This window comes from Guptibacillus hwajinpoensis, from assembly GCF_020524165.1.
In the GTDB taxonomy this organism is placed as follows: domain Bacteria; phylum Bacillota; class Bacilli; order Bacillales; family Guptibacillaceae; genus Guptibacillus; species Guptibacillus hwajinpoensis_D.
On sequence record NZ_JAIVKU010000005.1, the window covers coordinates 643,358 to 660,129 of the forward strand.

Annotated in this window: 20 protein-coding genes; 5 read left to right on the plus strand and 15 right to left on the minus strand. The window is 42.2% G+C overall.

Annotation, left to right across the window (positions count from 1 at the left end):
- Positions 1-31: 31 nt before the first annotated feature.
- Positions 32-715, plus strand: a complete 684-nt coding sequence (locus LC090_RS16370) for a DUF4352 domain-containing protein (RefSeq protein WP_226659083.1) — start codon at positions 32-34, stop codon at positions 713-715.
- Between the two features lie 155 nt (positions 716-870).
- Here LC090_RS16370 and LC090_RS16375 read toward each other — a convergent pair whose 3' ends face one another.
- The 5 genes from LC090_RS16375 to LC090_RS16395 all read right to left on the minus strand — a co-directional run bounded on the left by LC090_RS16375 (position 871) and on the right by LC090_RS16395 (position 4,120).
- The gene (locus LC090_RS16375; RefSeq protein ID WP_226659084.1) at positions 871-1,044 is read right to left on the minus strand and encodes a hypothetical protein; all 174 of its coding nucleotides are present in this window, start codon (positions 1,042-1,044) and stop codon (positions 871-873) included.
- Between the two features lie 71 nt (positions 1,045-1,115).
- On the minus strand, positions 1,116-1,316 hold the full coding sequence (locus tag LC090_RS16380; RefSeq protein ID WP_226659085.1) for an IDEAL domain-containing protein: 201 nt from the start codon (positions 1,314-1,316) through the stop codon (positions 1,116-1,118).
- A gap of 358 nt (positions 1,317-1,674) precedes the next feature.
- Entirely contained in the window at positions 1,675-2,025 is a 351-nt protein-coding gene (locus LC090_RS16385) for a nuclear transport factor 2 family protein (RefSeq protein WP_226659086.1), read from the minus strand.
- A gap of 28 nt (positions 2,026-2,053) precedes the next feature.
- Positions 2,054-2,536, minus strand: a complete 483-nt coding sequence (locus tag LC090_RS16390) for a hypothetical protein (protein WP_226659087.1) — start codon at positions 2,534-2,536, stop codon at positions 2,054-2,056.
- A gap of 156 nt (positions 2,537-2,692) precedes the next feature.
- The gene (locus LC090_RS16395) at positions 2,693-4,120 is read right to left on the minus strand and encodes a sodium/glutamate symporter (RefSeq protein WP_226659088.1); all 1,428 of its coding nucleotides are present in this window, start codon (positions 4,118-4,120) and stop codon (positions 2,693-2,695) included.
- Between the two features lie 298 nt (positions 4,121-4,418).
- Here LC090_RS16395 and LC090_RS16400 point away from each other — a divergent pair, with 298 nt between their 5' ends.
- The gene (locus LC090_RS16400) at positions 4,419-5,171 is read left to right on the plus strand and encodes a Cof-type HAD-IIB family hydrolase (RefSeq protein ID WP_425590670.1); all 753 of its coding nucleotides are present in this window, start codon (positions 4,419-4,421) and stop codon (positions 5,169-5,171) included.
- Positions 5,172-5,257: 86 nt separating this feature from the next.
- Here the strand turns inward: LC090_RS16400 and LC090_RS16405 are convergent, their stop codons facing one another.
- On the minus strand, positions 5,258-5,809 hold the full coding sequence (locus LC090_RS16405; protein ID WP_226659090.1) for a FixH family protein: 552 nt from the start codon (positions 5,807-5,809) through the stop codon (positions 5,258-5,260).
- 247 nt (positions 5,810-6,056) lie between these two features.
- On the opposite strand from LC090_RS16405, the gene LC090_RS16410 reads away from it, so the two are divergent.
- Positions 6,057-6,476 carry an excalibur calcium-binding domain-containing protein gene (locus LC090_RS16410; protein WP_226659091.1) on the plus strand — a complete coding sequence of 140 codons (420 nt, stop codon included), beginning with the start codon at positions 6,057-6,059 and terminating at the stop codon, positions 6,474-6,476.
- Between the two features lie 64 nt (positions 6,477-6,540).
- Positions 6,541-7,191: a class D sortase gene (locus LC090_RS16415; protein WP_226659092.1), complete on the plus strand. Its 651-nt coding sequence runs from the start codon at positions 6,541-6,543 to the stop codon at positions 7,189-7,191.
- Positions 7,192-7,262: 71 nt separating this feature from the next.
- Here LC090_RS16415 and LC090_RS16420 read toward each other — a convergent pair whose 3' ends face one another.
- Together LC090_RS16420 and LC090_RS16425 are read right to left on the minus strand one after the other, a co-directional pair.
- Positions 7,263-8,207 carry a ribose-phosphate diphosphokinase gene (locus LC090_RS16420; RefSeq protein WP_226659093.1) on the minus strand — a complete coding sequence of 315 codons (945 nt, stop codon included), beginning with the start codon at positions 8,205-8,207 and terminating at the stop codon, positions 7,263-7,265.
- Positions 8,208-8,450: 243 nt separating this feature from the next.
- Entirely contained in the window at positions 8,451-8,948 is a 498-nt protein-coding gene (locus LC090_RS16425; protein ID WP_226659094.1) for a DUF1648 domain-containing protein, read from the minus strand.
- A 141-nt stretch (positions 8,949-9,089) separates the two neighbouring features.
- Between LC090_RS16425 and LC090_RS16430 the strand changes: the two genes are divergently transcribed.
- Positions 9,090-9,941, plus strand: coding sequence for a GAF domain-containing protein (locus LC090_RS16430; protein WP_226659095.1), 852 nt, complete (start codon positions 9,090-9,092; stop codon positions 9,939-9,941).
- A gap of 44 nt (positions 9,942-9,985) precedes the next feature.
- Here the strand turns inward: LC090_RS16430 and LC090_RS16435 are convergent, their stop codons facing one another.
- The 7 genes from LC090_RS16435 to LC090_RS16465 all read right to left on the minus strand — a co-directional run bounded on the left by LC090_RS16435 (position 9,986) and on the right by LC090_RS16465 (position 16,493).
- Complete coding sequence (locus LC090_RS16435) at positions 9,986-10,951, minus strand: aldo/keto reductase (protein ID WP_226659096.1); 966 nt, start codon at positions 10,949-10,951, stop codon at positions 9,986-9,988.
- 74 nt (positions 10,952-11,025) lie between these two features.
- On the minus strand, positions 11,026-11,454 hold the full coding sequence (locus LC090_RS16440) for a GNAT family N-acetyltransferase (protein WP_226659097.1): 429 nt from the start codon (positions 11,452-11,454) through the stop codon (positions 11,026-11,028).
- Between the two features lie 99 nt (positions 11,455-11,553).
- Positions 11,554-12,360, minus strand: coding sequence for an ABC transporter ATP-binding protein (locus tag LC090_RS16445; RefSeq protein ID WP_226659098.1), 807 nt, complete (start codon positions 12,358-12,360; stop codon positions 11,554-11,556).
- A gap of 15 nt (positions 12,361-12,375) precedes the next feature.
- The gene (locus LC090_RS16450; protein ID WP_425590664.1) at positions 12,376-13,377 is read right to left on the minus strand and encodes an NAD(P)/FAD-dependent oxidoreductase; all 1,002 of its coding nucleotides are present in this window, start codon (positions 13,375-13,377) and stop codon (positions 12,376-12,378) included.
- Between the two features lie 12 nt (positions 13,378-13,389).
- Positions 13,390-14,424, minus strand: a complete 1,035-nt coding sequence (locus LC090_RS16455) for a FecCD family ABC transporter permease (protein ID WP_226659099.1) — start codon at positions 14,422-14,424, stop codon at positions 13,390-13,392.
- Positions 14,424-15,476 (minus strand): FecCD family ABC transporter permease, encoded by a 1,053-nt coding sequence (locus tag LC090_RS16460; RefSeq protein ID WP_226659100.1) that lies wholly within the window; start codon positions 15,474-15,476, stop codon positions 14,424-14,426. Before LC090_RS16460 ends, LC090_RS16455 begins: the two co-directional genes overlap by 1 nt.
- Positions 15,477-15,539: 63 nt before the next feature.
- Complete coding sequence (locus LC090_RS16465; protein ID WP_226659101.1) at positions 15,540-16,493, minus strand: iron-hydroxamate ABC transporter substrate-binding protein; 954 nt, start codon at positions 16,491-16,493, stop codon at positions 15,540-15,542.
- Positions 16,494-16,772 lie beyond the last annotated feature (279 nt).

Genomic DNA, 16,772 nt, shown 5'->3' on the forward strand with positions numbered 1-16,772 from the left:
GGGACTTTTCTTTAATAGGAGGAAATTCCCCATGAAACATCTCATCACGATCAGCTTACTCTCAGCGTCACTTTTTCTAGGTGGCTGTGCTGCTAACAATACAAATCAGCAGGCGAGTTCACAAACGGAGAACTCAGCTACTGTTAAGAAAACTTCAGACACAAATGTAGATCAAAAAGAACAAACAGAAGTAATCGATAGTCCTCAGGCTCCTGACGACAGCTCTCTTACTGAAGTTGGCCAATCTTATCAGGATGCAGACGGATCCATTACATTAAAAGCAAACTCTGATTATCATGAGAAAACGGTGATTGGGGATGTGGAATTGACCGTTTCAGACGTAAAGGTAATGTCCTATTCTCCTTCTCCTGACTTAATCGACTTTTTTCATGGCTATTCCAACGATGAAACCACATTTAACTATGTAAAGATTCGCGTCAACGTGAAGAATACATCAGATCAAGCGGTTAATTTCGCGCCCGTTTCAGCGCTTGAAACAAGTGATGGTGAGAAAAAAGGGTTCGACGATGACTTTTACCTGGAGAACCTATACGGAGATTTTGAGCCTGGCGAAGAAAGAATTGGTCAGCTTGGTTTTGTTCTGAACACAACCGACTTGAAGCAACTTGAATCCATCACGATTCATACAAGTGATGTGTTCGATCCAACTGGAGAAACGCTCACGAAGGGCAAATCCATCACCGTCCCTTTTTAAAGATGCCCCTCGGGGTGTCTTTTTTCGTTTCGCGGAATAAAATTGTTTTTCGCGGAATTACTGGATGTTTTCGCGGAATTCATCGTCCGTTTCGCGGAATTATTGAAAATATCGCGGAATTCGAACGCTCTCACAAGACGAAATATGCACTCAACTCATCCATTCTTGACGCTACCAACCGTTTTATAGCCCTTTTTTATGAACCAGAGAAAATACGTCGCAAATGATAGACCGAGCCCACCGAAAAGAAAAACGGATTGGAGCTTGTACCCTTTGTTTTCACTAACCCAATCCATCACAACATAAAAAACCGCCGCTAAATCTAGCATCAACATCTCCTCCTGAGTGTTTGAATACTAGATTATAAGCGAGCGGTTTAACATATATGCCAACTTTTTCATTATGTGAGTGAATTAAGACGATCAGTTAACTGCATAAACGTTTCACGGTCGCGACAATCGAGCGCCTCATCAATTTCTTTCTTTAGGATCTCCTGTTTTTGTTCGATACTGGAAGCATTGATGTGTTCGAGTAGTTGCGCAACCATTTCCTGTCTCTTTTCCGAAATCTGATTTTGGTAGACTTTTCGATTCTCCATCATCCAATCCTCCATTCATATTGATAGAAACGCTTCGACGTTTTCTATGCGATTAATTACAGTTTAACCGATTTTTACGAAGTTTAAACAATAGTTTAGAAGATTCTAATAAATAAGGTCGAATTTTGTACTATTTTACTAGACTGATGAATCGCCTTTTCTCACATCGTTTTATCGCACTTTTTCTTATGAAAATAACATCCTTCATAGAAGGAATAGAAGCCCGCTAGTAGACATGCGATAAACGAAAGGATATTAACCCCCAACATTTCGTATCCTTTATAAATGAGCGAATCTAAATAACTTGCGGATGAAAGAATCATGAAGTACCCGATCATAAAGTTTACCGACAATACAAGCTTCAGATCCCCTCCCGCTCTTCAATGATAAAAGAATGAATTTGCTTAATCATCCCATCTTTAAATTTATTAAAACGATACGTATCGCAAAAGGCGAAGTTTTTTTCACCCACCTGCATTTTCCCTTCCACTGCTGCAGTAACGCCATGGGTGATGATCGTATCGATCGTCAGGTTCACACCGGTTGGCATACGGTTCCATGCCTTTTCAAACGCGATCTTCCCTTCGATCTTCTCCATACCAATCAGATGCCATTGGACATCATCCGTCACACTTGCGAGCACAACGTCACGATCGCCGCTAATAAACGCTTCATTGAACGCCCTTAGAAAGTTTTCCTTTGCTGTCGCCATTTTTGACCACCCTTTCTTATCTTCGTTCTTACACCCAATTCGTCCCCCACAAGCTTTGAAGCAGGACCATGTAACTCGTTAAAAGAACCGTTACAATGATAAAAATGATAATAAGGTATCGAAATACCTTCACCTTTTTGAATGTCATGAAAAAAACAATTAGTGCAATCGCTGAACAAAGATAATAAACAAAAAAGAGTTCATAAGATGTGTAGCGCCCCATAAATAAACCAAACACTGCAAATTGAAGGTCAAAACTAAGAATGGCATAAGAAAGCCATTTATTAGAACTGTTGTAAATGACGCTTGTAGCTCCTGCAAGTATAAAAGAAATCAAAAGCAGAGCAACAAGTGACCATTCATAGACGAAGAACATCTCTTCGTTCGAAACAGCAAATTGATACCCAATCATTGACAAGGGCAAAATCATCAATAAAATTAACGCATTTATTTTTACATAGCTTAATTCCGTGAGTTTCAAGTCCTCACGACTAAGTTCCGGTGTACCCAAATAATCCCTCCCTACGACATCCAAGTCCTATCATACTCTATCCCTTATACCATTTTCTTTTCATAACGGTATTTCCCTTCTGCTTTCCTAAAAAAACACTAACGTCTTCTATTTTTTAAAAAACGCCATTCCTGTAGTCAGAAATGGCGACATCTGTTAGTTATTTTTTATATGCTTTCCTTTACCGAAGTAATAGATTCCCGACACAATCCCGAGGATAACCATGACTGCAGCGAAGATTAGTCCTGCTACCGCACCAAACTGCACAATAAACGGAACGGATAGTGCCGTAACTAACCCTCCTCCTAAGAATGGTTCATAAACAAGCTGTTTGTAACCAAACGCTTCAAATGCTGGCGATTCATTATCAGGGTCGACGATCCGCATGAGAAGCAAACCTGTTGCCGTCACGCCCATCGATTGACCAAAGTCACCAATCCCTCTTTCAAACCAGTAGTCAGGAATGATCTTCGGCGCAAGCACAAGGAATCCGAATAAATTCCAGCTGATTCCTGCGACTGCAAGAATAAGGAATGGCACAAGATACTCACCAATCACGTCGAGCGATACCGTCGCAATAGCAGTGATGATTAACACATCAAGGGCTAGTCCTTGAATCCGATTGATCATGCGGCGATCGACAAGGTTGTATTTATCTTTCTTACTGAAAAAGACTTGAAGAATAATACCACCGAACATCGCGATTGGGAATAGCGGAATATACTTCATAAAGCTTGAGCCAGTCCAGCTTGTAATCGTGATGCTTTCTAGCCCGATTAACCCTTGAAGGATCAACCAACCGATTAGAATGGCAAGCATCACAATAGCGAGATGAAACGAGAGCGGTTCAATCGATTCGGGACGAGTCGTCATTTTACCCGCTGGTTCACGATTTTGGTATTCCATGATTCCCTGTTTCCGAAGATCAGAGAAGCCATTCACGTCTTTAATGACTTTCGTTTTCCCTCTACGCACCGCCCAGTTAATAAGAATAATACCGAAAACAACACCTGATAAGACTCCTACTGTGGCTAGACCGATTGCCAGGTCAAAGGCTTCTTCAAAGCCGAGCTCTTCAAATGTACTTGCCATCCCTGCTGCTGTACCGTGTCCACCCTCAAACGCTACTTCAATCAAAGCACCAGCCATCGCTGGTATATCAAAAAATGGCGTCAAAATCAGAATAGCGACAAGTAAACCGATCACATATTGCCCCCAACCAATTGCCCAGCCGAATGCTAACTGAGGTCCACCAAACGTCCAAATATCACGTAACTTTGGCATCGTTGCGCCAAGAAATAGGGATGCAAAGACAACATTAATCATTAATCCAGGCAGTGCAGACCATACTTCAATAATGGTTCCTGTCATGATTCCATTTGCTAAAAAATGGTCTTCTGAGACGAAATTTAACATGATTTTCCCGAGTACCTGGGGCCCGAGAAGTAATGCAACAAACCCACCTATTATGGATGAAGGAAGAAATAAGTTCTGTAGTACTTTTACTTTTAATCGGATGATTTTCCCTATCAGAAGAAAAACCCCGATATATAACAATGCGAATCCGATTTGTTCTGGATTCATGATCTTTCACCTCTTTGGTTTCAATAATTCCTCAACTCATGAGGCGCATCACCAAATTGGTGATGCGGTCCACTCCTTTTCCTTCCTCGCATGAAAAACGGTAAAACTTATTTTGGGAAATTTCTTTTCACTTTTTTTAGATCATATTGTCTGCGAATGGGAGGCTCCTCACTTTCACTTACTATCGACAGAAACTGATTCTTAGAATGTGTGATATAATCGGTAAATCTGAAAAATGTACCAAGTTGCAAATACTACAGTTCGACATTAATTTAGTTTAAAATAGAGAGAGCGAAAAATAGGAGTGGTAGAGATGGAAAAAGAAATTAAACTAATCGCATTAGATATGGATGGCACTCTCGTTAATCATGACGGTGAAGTGTCAGAGGAAAACGAAGCTGCTGTTCAGCGAGCAAAAGAAAAAGGCATTCATGTTGTGTTAAGCACTGGACGTTCTTTGCCTTTCTGTCGTGATATCGCCGAACAGCTGGGTCATTCTGCTTACCTTGTTACGGTAAATGGCGGACAAATCTATGATCAAGAACTTAACCTTGTCGACAGCACACACCTGGATCATCAGCTTGTCGAGCGTTTATGGGAACTAAAAGAAAAGCATGACGTCTATTTCTGGTCTTCTACGACGGAAGGGGTATTTAATTTCCAAAAGCCATTTGAACGTGAAATCAATGATTACAATTGGTTGAAATTTGGGTTTGATATTAAAGATGATCATATCCGCAAAGTGGTTACAGATGAAGTGATGGCAAACGAGGCATTTGAAGTGACGAACTCAAGCCCAACGAACCTTGAAATCAACCCGGCAGGCGTAAACAAAGCCGCAGCCTTGATGAAAGTATGCGAATGGCTTGATCTTTCGATGGAAAACGTGATGGCCGTTGGCGATAGCATGAATGACATCGCGATGATTCGCGAAGCAGGCTTCGGTGTTGCGATGGGCAATGCACAAGACCGCGTCAAAGAAGCGGCAAACTGGGTTACGAAAGACTACACCGAACACGGCGTCGCTCACGCCATTGATCACGTGCTTTAATGGTGCCTGTCACCACCCGATAAAGCTCACTAAATGTCGAAAAAAGGCGCAGTGGAGAAACTCCACTGCGCCTTTTTTCGATATCTCTATTTCTCCGCGACTTCAAGCACATATGGTTTATGTGTATGAAGCTCTTCCCCCATCTCTACATGAACTTTCAGCTTGTACGTTCCTGGATCGGAAATTTCTGTGATTCCCTCATACATCCCCTCACTGTTCTCTTCCGCATCTGTGTAGGTATGCTTCTCCTCTCCCTCTTTCCAGTATTCAAAACGCACATTTGCTTCAGTAAGTGGCTGCTCCTCTTCGGTGACGGTCGTCATAAGAACAGCTGGGTCCATCTCATTATTCTTAAGTGAGATGCTTACATGACCTCCATGACCATGACCTTCCTCATGTTCACTCTCGTCTGACTGATCTTCCGAAATCATAATCTTAATCCCAGCATCAGCCGTTTCTTCTGCCCCGTCTCCTTCCTTCTCTACCGCACTGCCTGCCTTATTGTTGTTAACGCTTGTACTGCTCATCTCTTCCTTACTTGATTTCTCCGATCCATTTGCAACATGATCCCCTCCGGAGGAACACGCGCCAAGCGCTAAAAAACAGGCAATCCCTACGGCAACTGAGCTTTTTTTCATCTGCTCTCTCTCCCATCCACTTCTTCTCTTTATACGAAGCTAACGGTAAATCTCTTCTCATGGATCACTCTCTCCTTCAAAAATAAAAAAACCTTCCCTCTGCCTCACTTATGAAACTTAGTTTCTAACCGTAGTAAAATATTCTCTTTATTCTATTTATTCTGACAAAATGCATGACGTTCGAATTGGTAGCTGTTACCATATAACAAGGGATGGCAAAAAAATACTTAATCCGGGGAGGAAGAAGATGAAAAAGCTCGTATCTTTATTGGCAACGTTCTTGTTGGTATTCGGTTTTTCAAACGTAGGGTATGCGGATGATGATAAGAATTGCGATGACTTCTCTTCTCAAGAAGAAGCGCAAACGTATTATGAAAATAATGACCCAGACGCTGATCCAAGTGACCTTGACCGTGATGATGATGGACAGGCATGTGAAAACTCTTCTTACAGTGGTGCCTCTTCCTCTGATGAAGAAGCATCCAGTGACGATAGCTCTTCATCTGACGAAGAGACGACAAGCGAAGAAGATAGCTCTTCAAGCACTACAGAAGAAGGCGCTGAAATGGCAGAAACTGCTACAAGTTACCCATTGTATATGGTACTTGGACTTGCAATCGCTGCGTTTGGCTCGCTTCTTCTATTAAAAAAACGCGTTCATTCTTAAGACACATACCATCCCAACGAGATAGGCGTTCTGCGCCTATCTCCATTTTTAAAGAAGGTGATGAATGGTGATAAAGAAACTCAGCTTACTCCTCATTGTCATTGGCATCCTTCTTTCAGGCTGGAGCGGTTATGAATGGTGGAGTCAAAAAAATGCCGCCACTTTCCAACCTAACAAAGCGCAGGCAATTTCTAATAACTGGAAAGAGACTGATTATCAAAAAACAGTGAATCGAGAAGTGATTCAAACGAGTGATGTTATCTCCCCGAAAACACCAGTCGATTTCATAACAGGAGAAAACATTGGAGAATTAACGATTCCTCAATTAGGATACCTTTACCCGATCTACTGGGGAACGGATGAACAAACGCTTAAACAGGGAGTTGGCATGTATGACACGGATTTCACAACCTTACCTGGTGAAGCTGGCCACACGGCACTTGCAGGGCATCGAGATACCGTCTTTGACGGTCTTGATCAACTCAAAAAAGGTGATCGGCTATACGTTACATTCGATCAGACAACCTATGAATACCAAATTCGTAAAACCTGGATTACGGACGAACATGATCGTAGCGTTATTGTCAAAAAGAATTCTCCCACGCTCACACTCACTACATGTTACCCATTTGATTACCTCGGCTCAGCACCAGATCGATACATCATTGAAGCAAGCTTAATTCAAATCGATGACGGAAGTGACTCACGCTCCTGAGTCACTCCATATTCGAAATGTTCTCCATCCATAAAAAAAAGAGAACTGAATCAACAGTTCCCTTTAACATGTTATCGAATTTGACTAATGGATAGTTTTTCTTGAACAATGCGAATCGCTTCCGCCAACAGAGGAGCGATTGAAAGAACCGTGATTTTCTCAAGATCTTCTGCTTCTGGAAGAGCAATCGTATTGGTTACAACCACTTCTTTAATCGTTGACTCTGCAATTTCTTCCGTTGCATGACCAGAAAGAACAGGGTGTGTAAAGGTAGCGTAAACTTCTTTCACGCCGTTTTCTTCCAAAATACGTGAAGTGAACGTGACATTTTTACCAGTATCAATCATATCGTCAATGATAATCGCTGTTTTTCCACGAACATCCCCAATGACGTTTACTGTCGATGGTTCGCCTGTATCATAGGAACGACGATCAATTAAGGCGATTGGGGCATCAAGCAAGGATCCGAGCTTACGAGCACGAAGCGCACTACTGTTGTCTGGTGCCACGACCACCACATCTTCAAAATTCTTCTTCTCAAAATATTCAGCTAAGATCGGAATGCCAGAAACCTGATCCACTGGAATATTAAAGAACCCTTCAATTTGATTTGCATGAAGATCAATCGTTAGTACGCGCGTTGCGCCTGAACGCTCCAACATGTTGGCGATCAACTTTGCCGTAATGGGCTGTCTAGGTCCTGTTTTGCGATCCTGTCTTGCATACCCGTAATACGGTAAAACAACATTAATTGTTCGAGCTGAGGCACGTTTTAGTGCATCAATCATGATCAAGAGTTCCATTAGGTAGTCGTTACCTGAGCCTGCGATTGATTGAACTAAATAGGTATCGCAACCACGGATGCTTTCCTCAACATTCATGTGGATTTCACCGTCACTAAACCGCTTAACGGAACAATTTCCAACTTGAATTCCAAGAGTCTCAACAATTTCTTGAGCTAATTCTGGATTTGAGTTCAAAGCGAACACTTTCACATCTTCTTCCTGGCGTAGCATAGCGTAGCTCCTTTATCTTTCGTTTATCTCACAATTGGTACGGGAATAAAAACCGCACATGATCAGCTGTATGAATTTCATACGTATGTAATTAGTTTAAACTTCTACTCCACTATACCATACACAGAAGGGCAATTTCTGTAGATTTTTTTTGGAATTCTAGTGAACAATGATCGAAATTTTCACCACTATCAACTGAATGCGCTTTACTTCTTATTAGGAAACGTTTTCTCTTATTCTACTCTATCTCCACTTAAAGGAATGCACCATGTAGATGATAATCGCACCAAAAATCATTGTAAGAAAGAGAGGCATCACCCATCCAGCCAAGCCTTTGTCCACACCCTTTGCAATCTGAATGCTTTCAACAGTTAAATAAGCGAAGAGCATGGCAATGGTATTTTTAAGAAAATGAATGAATAACACGGCACTTCGATACTGAAGCTCTGCATTACCTTTCGTGATGTTTACTATATAATTGTAGACGTGTGGATAACGCTCTAGAATAGCTAATGCTGACCAGAGAATTAAACCTACTATCGGGAGTAAGATAAGTGATATTTTGGGTCCCCACGTATCAACCTCTCCTCTAGCAGCAAAGTGGATTGGTACACGATCCGGCACACTAGACCATTCTAACAAAAGGTATACGAGACTAAGAAATAGTAACAAAACGCCTACACCATCAAATCCTCTCTGAACCACGCTTTTTGCAATACGAATTCTTGGTCTTTGTTCCATATGAGTTCCCCCCTTTCATTTAGTAATCATACGTTACAACTAAAAGAAAGTTCCCACAGTTTGATTGTTCCTCGCTCCCTATAATAGAATAGAATGAGACGATAGAGTCATAAATAATCGTTTTAAGGAGAGTTGTTTTCCATGCATAATGAATATAATTTAGACTCTACGGAGTTTAATTCACTAAAAACGGCTTCAAAGCGATTATTTAGATTAATTAGTGAACGTTTAAATGTGAATACCGCTTATGTAACGAAACGCGGAGAAACTGCTATGACCGTTGTAAGCTCTTACAATGAACAGGAAGAAATCATTCCAGAAGGATACTCAGTTGAGTACAGTGGTACATACTGCCGATTAATTATTACCAATGATCATAGCGTCATGCATACGGCTAACTTAGAAGAGGATGAGTTTACTAAACAATTAGAAGTAACTTCTCAACTAAAAGTAAAAGGATTTCTTGGCGTTTCACTTACGGATACGAGCGGAAAGCTTTTTGGCACCTTATGCGTTATGGATAAGCAAGAAAAGGTATTCAGTCAAGATGATATCACCTATTTAAAATCAATGGCGGAAATACTTTCGTATCTCATCGAGCTAGATCAAACCAAGTATAATTTGGATTTCTTGAGCGTTCCAATTGTTCCGATTACAAAAGGAATTTCCATTCTCACCTTGCAGGGTGTGGTTGATGAACGAAGGGCAGAGACCGTTATTCAGCAAGTGCTTCAATATGGAGCCAACCAACAGATCAATTATTTTATTGCGGATTTATCAGGCTTAAAAATTGTTGATGGCTATTTCCCAATGATTCTTGGTGATCTTTTCAAGTCCATTCAACTAATGGGGATAGAGACGGTCGTAACAGGGGTCACCCCAGCGATTGCGCTACAAGAAGTAGCAAACGAGCAGCTTCCTCACTTTAAAACCGTTCAAAATCTTGAATCCGCTCTTGATTACATTGGATTCGAATTAGTGGAAAAAGAATAACCAGATAAAGCCGCCATCACATATGATGGCGGCTTTATCTGGTTTTACATTTTCGCTACTTTCCTTGACTCCTCATCAATTCGCTTCATTTCCTCATGCGTAAGCTTAAACCCAAGTACCTTCACATTATCTTCGGCATGTTTTAACTTGGATGCGCCCGGAATTGCCACAACCGTTTGATCGTGAAAATGAACGAGCCAGTTTAACGCAACTTGACCAGCTCCTACACCGTAAGAATGACCGATTTCTTTTAATAAATTTATCAATGGCAACGTTTTAGCTAACCCTTGTGGTTTAAATTGAGACATGTGCTTCCGTGGACCTGAGAGGTTTGCGACAAGCTCAGGATTTTGATGGAATTTCCCTGTTAAAATCCCCTGTTCAAGTGGGGAATAAGCAATAATCGTCACACCATTTTGTCTAGCTAGGTCAAGCACTCCATTCGTTTCAATCCGTCGATCAAGCAAACTGTATTTCATTTGATTGGATGCAAGAACCACATCATGACGCTTTAGCTCTTGAATGGCCCGATCCATTTTATCTCGATTAAAATTACTCACACCCACTGCGCCAATTTCGCCTTTTTTGACAAGCGATGCCATTTCCTTCATTTCTTTTTCTGGAGATGAAAAAGAAAATGGCTGGTGCACCTGATAAAGATCAATTCTACGACCATTTAGAGCATCTTTTCGCTTTTGGATCGTACTAGAAATGGAACCAGCTGTTCGAAGAAGGGGCCACCACTTTGTTGCGATAAGCGCATCCTTTTCTTCAACGCCGAGTCGTTTTAACGCGCCAGATAGAGCTTCCTCTGATTTCCCTTTTCCATAAGCTTCTGCTGTATCAAACCAGTTAATCCCGCCCTCAAGACTCATTTTCACAATGGCATCCATGTCTTTTTCTGAAATCGTCGAAAAATAACTTCCAATCATGCCACTTCCCTGACTAAATTGCCATGTTCCAAGTCCGATTGGCGAAATCTCATAATCTGTTTTACCTAGTTTTCTCACCGTTACGCCACATCCTTCGTTTGTCTTGGACTAAGTATAGCACCAGGCGACAGCTATAGGTTAAGATCATGCTTCTACGGAGTTAATCCCTTTTTGAATACAAAGCTAACCTGATCATAAGACATCTTTTCTTTGTAGAAACGGTGGGCGTCTTTCTTTTGAACACCAGAAGACAGAGCCACAGATTGATACCCGTTCTCCACTGCCCAGTTTTCAACAAAAGCAAGAAGCTTTTCGCCATATCCTTTTGAACGGTGCTGTTCGCTTGTGACGAGATCACAAACCCAGACAAACCTTCCATAGTAGAGTGTAATCATTGGCTTAAATCCAGTAACCGCTACAAGTTCACCTCCATCATAAAGCGCATAGAGTCGATACATGTCTTTCAGGTGAGCTTCTTCTACTAAAGCAAGATAAGTTTTTTCATCCAAATGATGGCGAAGCTCTTGCATCACTTGAAATGCTTCACGCCACTGGTCTTTCGTTCTCATTTCCTTAATCATAAGGTCCTCCTTTGAATGATCGAGACGAGTTTTATTTAGGTATTCGATAGAAAAGAAGAGGATCCTTTCAAAAAAAACTGCTCCATCATAAGGAACAGGTTAATTCGATAGAGCATGAGCTTGGTCTGCACATAATCCATATGGTAAGCAAAGTGGCTGCCCCGAGCGAGGATCATAAATGATATCACTTCGAACCCCAAACACTTCTTCTAAAGTGTCTGACTTCATCACTTCAATCGGTGTTCCCGTTTTCATCACTTTTCCTTTTTTAATTGCTACTATATGACCGGCGTACCGACTGGCGTGATTTAAATCATGCACCACCATGACGATCGTTCGCTTTTCCTGAACATTTAACTTTTGCAAAAGCTCAAGAACCTCAAGCTGATGCGCCATATCGAGGAAAGTAGTTGGTTCATCAAGAAATAGAATTTTCGTATCCTGAGCAAGAGCCATCGCAATCCAGGCGCGCTGGCGTTGCCCCCCTGATAGTTGATCAATCGGACGGTTCGCATATTCCCCAATCCCCGTCATTTCAATTGCCCAGGCAATCTTCTCTTTGTCTTCCATCGTGAGAGCTTTCAAGCCTTTTTGATGCGGAAAGCGGCCGTAGGTGACAAGTTCAAGAACCGTTAATCCCTCTGGCGCTGTGGGGTTTTGAGGAAGAATGGCTAACTCCTTTGCGAGCTCGCGCGTTTTTTGTTCATGCATCGCCCGTCCATCCAAATAAACCGTCCCACTTTTCGGCTTCATTAACCTGGATAGTGTTTTAAGAATGGTCGACTTCCCTGATCCATTCGCCCCAACAAGAGCCGTAATCTCGCCTTCAGGTATTAATAGATTCAATTGATCCACAATAATGTTTTCCTGATAACCGATTTTAAGATTTTCTGTTTGAATCACCACGCTCACTCCTTTCAATTAAACTTCCACAAAATCTTTATGGTGCGTCGAATACATCGCCATGGCTTCTGCCTCAGGATCAAGATAGGCCTTCGCGCTATTCAATGCTTTAGGTCCTTCCGCAAGTCCCCCAGCAATAAGCGTTAAGCGATGAGGGTAAGTGACAATATCTCCTGCGGCAAAAACACCCGGAATACTTGTTTCCATTTTTCCATCGGTCACAACTTTTCCATCGCTTGTGGTCATTCCCCAGTTTTGAATGCCACCTAAGTCGAGGTTAAAGCCATGATTGACAAGAAGGGCATCGATCTCAACTACTTCTTTTTCCCCAGTATCAACATGAGTCAGAACGACCTGATCGATTTGATCCTTACCAATCAAATCAGATACGTAGCACGAACATTTCACGTGCGTTTCTGAATGATTCATTTCTGTAATGCTACTTTCATGACCACTAAAAGCCTCACGCCGATGGACAATCGTTACTTTCTCAGCGATTGGTTCGAGTCGATTCGCCCAATCAATCGCTGAGTCGCCTCCACCAGATATCATCACGTGCTTTCCTCGGAAATCCTCGACACGATCAACTGCATAATGAAGATTCCTCCCTTCAAAATGCTCCGCACCACCAACCGGTAGCTTTTTCACTCCAAGCGTACCGTGACCAATCGCCAGGATAACTGTTCGAGTGTAGTGACGTTCCCCATTATGACTCGTCAGGATAAACGTGCCGTCTTCTGCTCGCTCAAGATCGTCCACTCGTTGTCCAAAAACCATTGTTGGATCAAATGTGCTTGCCTGTTCTTCAAGTTGCTTAATCAAATCAGCCCCGGAGACACCAGGTATCGCTCCGATATCACGTAGAATTTTCTGTGGATAGAAGTAGGTTACTTTCCCACCAACTTGCGGAAGGTATTCTATGACTTTTGTCTTAAGCTCACGCATGCCGCTATAAAAAGCGGTAAATAATCCGATTGGACCTCCACCAATGATTGTCACGTCATATCTTTCATTCTTCACATCGATCTCCTCCTAAGCTTTTGATCTCGCAAGTAAATATAAAAAGTACGGTGCTCCGATGATTGCCACCATAATACCAGCATGAATTTCAGATGGGGCTAGAATCGTTCGGCCAACCGTATCAGCCACTAAAAGAACAAGTCCACCGGCAAGAGCCGACAACGGCAACAGAAATCGGTGATCATTTCCGACTAGCTGTCGTGCAAGATGGGGGCCAACAAGACCAACGAAACCAATTCCTCCACTGACTGACACACATGCAGACGCAAGGGCAACAGAAGCGCCAAGAAGTAAGAACCTCTCTCTCTCTACTTTCACGCCCATCCCAGTCGCGAGCTTTTCTCCAAAATTTAGTCCATTTAGCGTTCTTGCTTTATAAAAGATCAACGCAAATAAAATGATGATCCAGGGGAATAGTGTGAGAACATGTACCCAGGTTGTTCCCCAAATCTTACCGGCCAGCCAAACAGCAATCAATTGATAATCAAACGGATCCATGCGAAGGGTTAAAATGGTGATAAGGGCACTGATTCCTGCTGCAACCGCAATCCCATTTAATATCAATCGCTGAGGCATTAACCCTTCTCTTTTGCTGTACGAAAGCGCATAAATGACGATTGCCGTGACACACCCGCCAATTAACGCTAGAAACGGCATAAAGAGAATAGGAGCATCCGTCGTTTTAGGAAAAAAGGAGATAAATAGAACAACCATTAAAGCGGCCCCACTATTGATTCCGAGTATACCCGGATCTGCAAGAGCATTACGTGAAATCCCTTGAAGGATACAGCCAGATACCGCTAGCCCTGCGCCAACAAGAATGGCAATAACGATTCGAGGCAAGCGAAATTCAAATAAGATTAACGACTGCTTCTCTGTACCACTGCCAAACAACGTTTTCACGACCTCGCTAGGACTTAATTTCGTTAACCCTGTATTTAAGCTAATAAAAAAGGTCGCAATGATGAGAAAAAGAAAAATGCCCATCATCACATAGCGTCTGCGGTTTCTTTTCCGCAGTACATGAAATAAAGAGTCGATATTCATCACAACTCCCTCCCTTCACGTCTCGCTACGTATAGAAAGAAAGGGACACCGACAAGAGCGAAAATCGCCCCAATCGGCGTTTCATATGGGGCATTAATCAGCCTTGCTCCCATGTCAGCAACAATCATAAATAGTCCTCCTAGAACCGCTGAGCATGGAACAATCCACCTGTAATCCACACCGACAAGAAACCTCGCAATATGAGGAATCACAAGACCTACAAACCCAATTGGACCAACTGCTGATACGGCAGCTCCCGCAAGTACAAGTACAACAACTGCAGCAAGTGCTTTAATCCATTTTGTGCGCTGCCCAAGACCTACAGCTACATCTTCCCCAAGGCTGAGTAGCGAAATAGACTTCGAAAGAAACAGTGCCACAATAAGCGCGATCACGATCCACGGCAATAAAATTTGGATTTGTGGCCATTTCAAACCAGCTGTGCCTCCTGCAAACCAAAAGGCAAGATTCTGTGAGAGTTGAAAATGAATGGCCACGCCTTCACTAACTGCTGTAAAAAGGGCACTAACCGCAGCCCCTGCTAAGACTAGACGAATCGGTGATAAACCATTTCGTGAGAGCGAACCGATACCGAAAACTAGTGCGGCCCCAATCCCAGCACCAATGAAAGAAAATATCATCAGACTAGTATAGGAAAGACCCGGGAAGAAAGCAAAACTAATCGCAATCATCAAGGTTGCCCCGGCGTTCAATCCAAGTAATCCTGAATCGGCAAGAGGGTTTCGAGTCACCCCCTGCATGATTGCACCGGCAACGGCAAAACTTGCGCCAATTAAGATGTCGGCAACCGAGCGAGGCATTCGAAACTCACGAATGATGGAATGTTCGGTTGATTTTGGGTCGAATTGAAAAATCGACTGCCAGACTGTCATTAATTTTATATCTGCGGCTCCAAGTGCGACCGATAGTCCCAGGCTCAAGACGAGGGCAGCACTACCTGCAACAAGAATGAGCATCGCTGTGACAGGTCGCGATTGAACAGCGAGCTGATTTTCTATTGGTTTTGCCGTCGGTTCAGCTTTCTTTGACATAGGATGACTCCTTGCTTTATGTATTGAAAAATAGTCCCGGTGCCTGGCACTAGGACTTCTTATTTACTTGTTATTTTCTTTTAGTGTGTTGACGATCAAATCAAGCTGACCTTCAACGGCGATTGGGTCATAATAATACATGTCTTCAAACTTCATTTCATAGAGGTGACCGTTCTTCACTGCGTCTAAGTTTTGCCAGAGCGCACTTTCTTTCGTTTCCTTCAGAACATCTTGATTGTCCCGAGCGGCATACTCGGTATAAAACATATGATCAGCCGCGTATTCAGGTAAGACTTCAAGTGAGATCTTTTTCCAGTTGTCGCCTTCGATCACGTCTTTTTGAATCTTCTCAGGTGCTTTTAGCTCAAGTGCATCATAGATGACTTGACCCCCGCGTCCAAAATTATCTCCAAACACATAGAAATCTTTTGTTTGAACTTCATAAATCCCAACTGTCTCATCTTCACCGATAACACCGTCTAATTCTTCCTTTGCTGCTTCTGCTTTTTCATCAAATTGGTTGATCCACTCATCCGCGGCTTCATCTTTCCCAGCAATTTCGCCCATAGCAGTAACTTCTTCATCTAGAGAATCGTATGTTCCAAACGGCATTAGCACAGTTGGCGCAATTTTTGACAGCAAATCATATTGTTCTTGATCTGTTACGACAATTAAGTCTGGATCCAGTGACGTGACTTTCTCGACTGAAGGTGGCGTACCAATATCCTCAATATCTGCAATCTGCTCTTCTGTAAAATAAGGATTATCCAAAACAAATTGATCTGGTGCTCCTACTGGCGTAATACCAAGCGCCAGGAAATAACCAACGTAGTCTGTTGCCACGATTCGCTCTGGGTTTTTAGGAATGTCAAACTCCTGTCCATCAGGTAATGTGAAGGTTTTCATCTCTTCACTGCTTTCACTTGATTCACTCTTTTCATTCTCATTACCGCAAGCAGCAAGTATAAGAACGAGCATTAGCATCAGAATAAGAGAAATGCTCTTTTTGTTTTTCATTTTATGTACCCCCTAAATGATATTGAGATTCATTATCATTTAGAATGATAGCACCTTCCTTCCTACTTGTCTATCTCATATCATGAATTTCCGATTGCTTAAACCGCTATTCTCACGGTTTTGTTAGCGTTTTCAAACCTTTTTAGAAAAAGTTACAAAAGAAAAAGTGGTTTATTCCATTCTCACTAAGGTTATTAATACACACATATTCAAGTCATCATTTCGTGTTTAACTTTTATGTTAGGAATCCTTACATAAAAACACAATTATCTGTAAATA

What these genes read in the sequence shown, in the direction of transcription:
- LC090_RS16395 (WP_226659088.1), bottom strand. Translation starts at nt 4,120, where the DNA reads ATGAATCCAGAACAAATCGGATTCGCATTGTTATATATCGGGGTTTTT.
- LC090_RS16380 (WP_226659085.1), bottom strand. Translation starts at nt 1,316, where the DNA reads ATGATGGAGAATCGAAAAGTCTACCAAAATCAGATTTCGGAAAAGAGA.
- LC090_RS16410 (WP_226659091.1), top strand. Translation starts at nt 6,057, where the DNA reads ATGAAAAAGCTCGTATCTTTATTGGCAACGTTCTTGTTGGTATTCGGT.
- LC090_RS16415 (WP_226659092.1), top strand. Translation starts at nt 6,541, where the DNA reads ATGGTGATAAAGAAACTCAGCTTACTCCTCATTGTCATTGGCATCCTT.
- LC090_RS16375 (WP_226659084.1), bottom strand. Translation starts at nt 1,044, where the DNA reads ATGCTAGATTTAGCGGCGGTTTTTTATGTTGTGATGGATTGGGTTAGT.
- LC090_RS16460 (WP_226659100.1), bottom strand. Translation starts at nt 15,476, where the DNA reads ATGTCAAAGAAAGCTGAACCGACGGCAAAACCAATAGAAAATCAGCTC.
- LC090_RS16425 (WP_226659094.1), bottom strand. Translation starts at nt 8,948, where the DNA reads ATGGAACAAAGACCAAGAATTCGTATTGCAAAAAGCGTGGTTCAGAGA.
- LC090_RS16370 (WP_226659083.1), top strand. Translation starts at nt 32, where the DNA reads ATGAAACATCTCATCACGATCAGCTTACTCTCAGCGTCACTTTTTCTA.
- LC090_RS16385 (WP_226659086.1), bottom strand. Translation starts at nt 2,025, where the DNA reads ATGGCGACAGCAAAGGAAAACTTTCTAAGGGCGTTCAATGAAGCGTTT.
- LC090_RS16440 (WP_226659097.1), bottom strand. Translation starts at nt 11,454, where the DNA reads ATGATTAAGGAAATGAGAACGAAAGACCAGTGGCGTGAAGCATTTCAA.
- LC090_RS16405 (WP_226659090.1), bottom strand. Translation starts at nt 5,809, where the DNA reads ATGAAAAAAAGCTCAGTTGCCGTAGGGATTGCCTGTTTTTTAGCGCTT.
- LC090_RS16465 (WP_226659101.1), bottom strand. Translation starts at nt 16,493, where the DNA reads ATGAAAAACAAAAAGAGCATTTCTCTTATTCTGATGCTAATGCTCGTT.
- LC090_RS16420 (WP_226659093.1), bottom strand. Translation starts at nt 8,207, where the DNA reads ATGCTACGCCAGGAAGAAGATGTGAAAGTGTTCGCTTTGAACTCAAAT.
- LC090_RS16430 (WP_226659095.1), top strand. Translation starts at nt 9,090, where the DNA reads ATGCATAATGAATATAATTTAGACTCTACGGAGTTTAATTCACTAAAA.
- LC090_RS16455 (WP_226659099.1), bottom strand. Translation starts at nt 14,424, where the DNA reads ATGAATATCGACTCTTTATTTCATGTACTGCGGAAAAGAAACCGCAGA.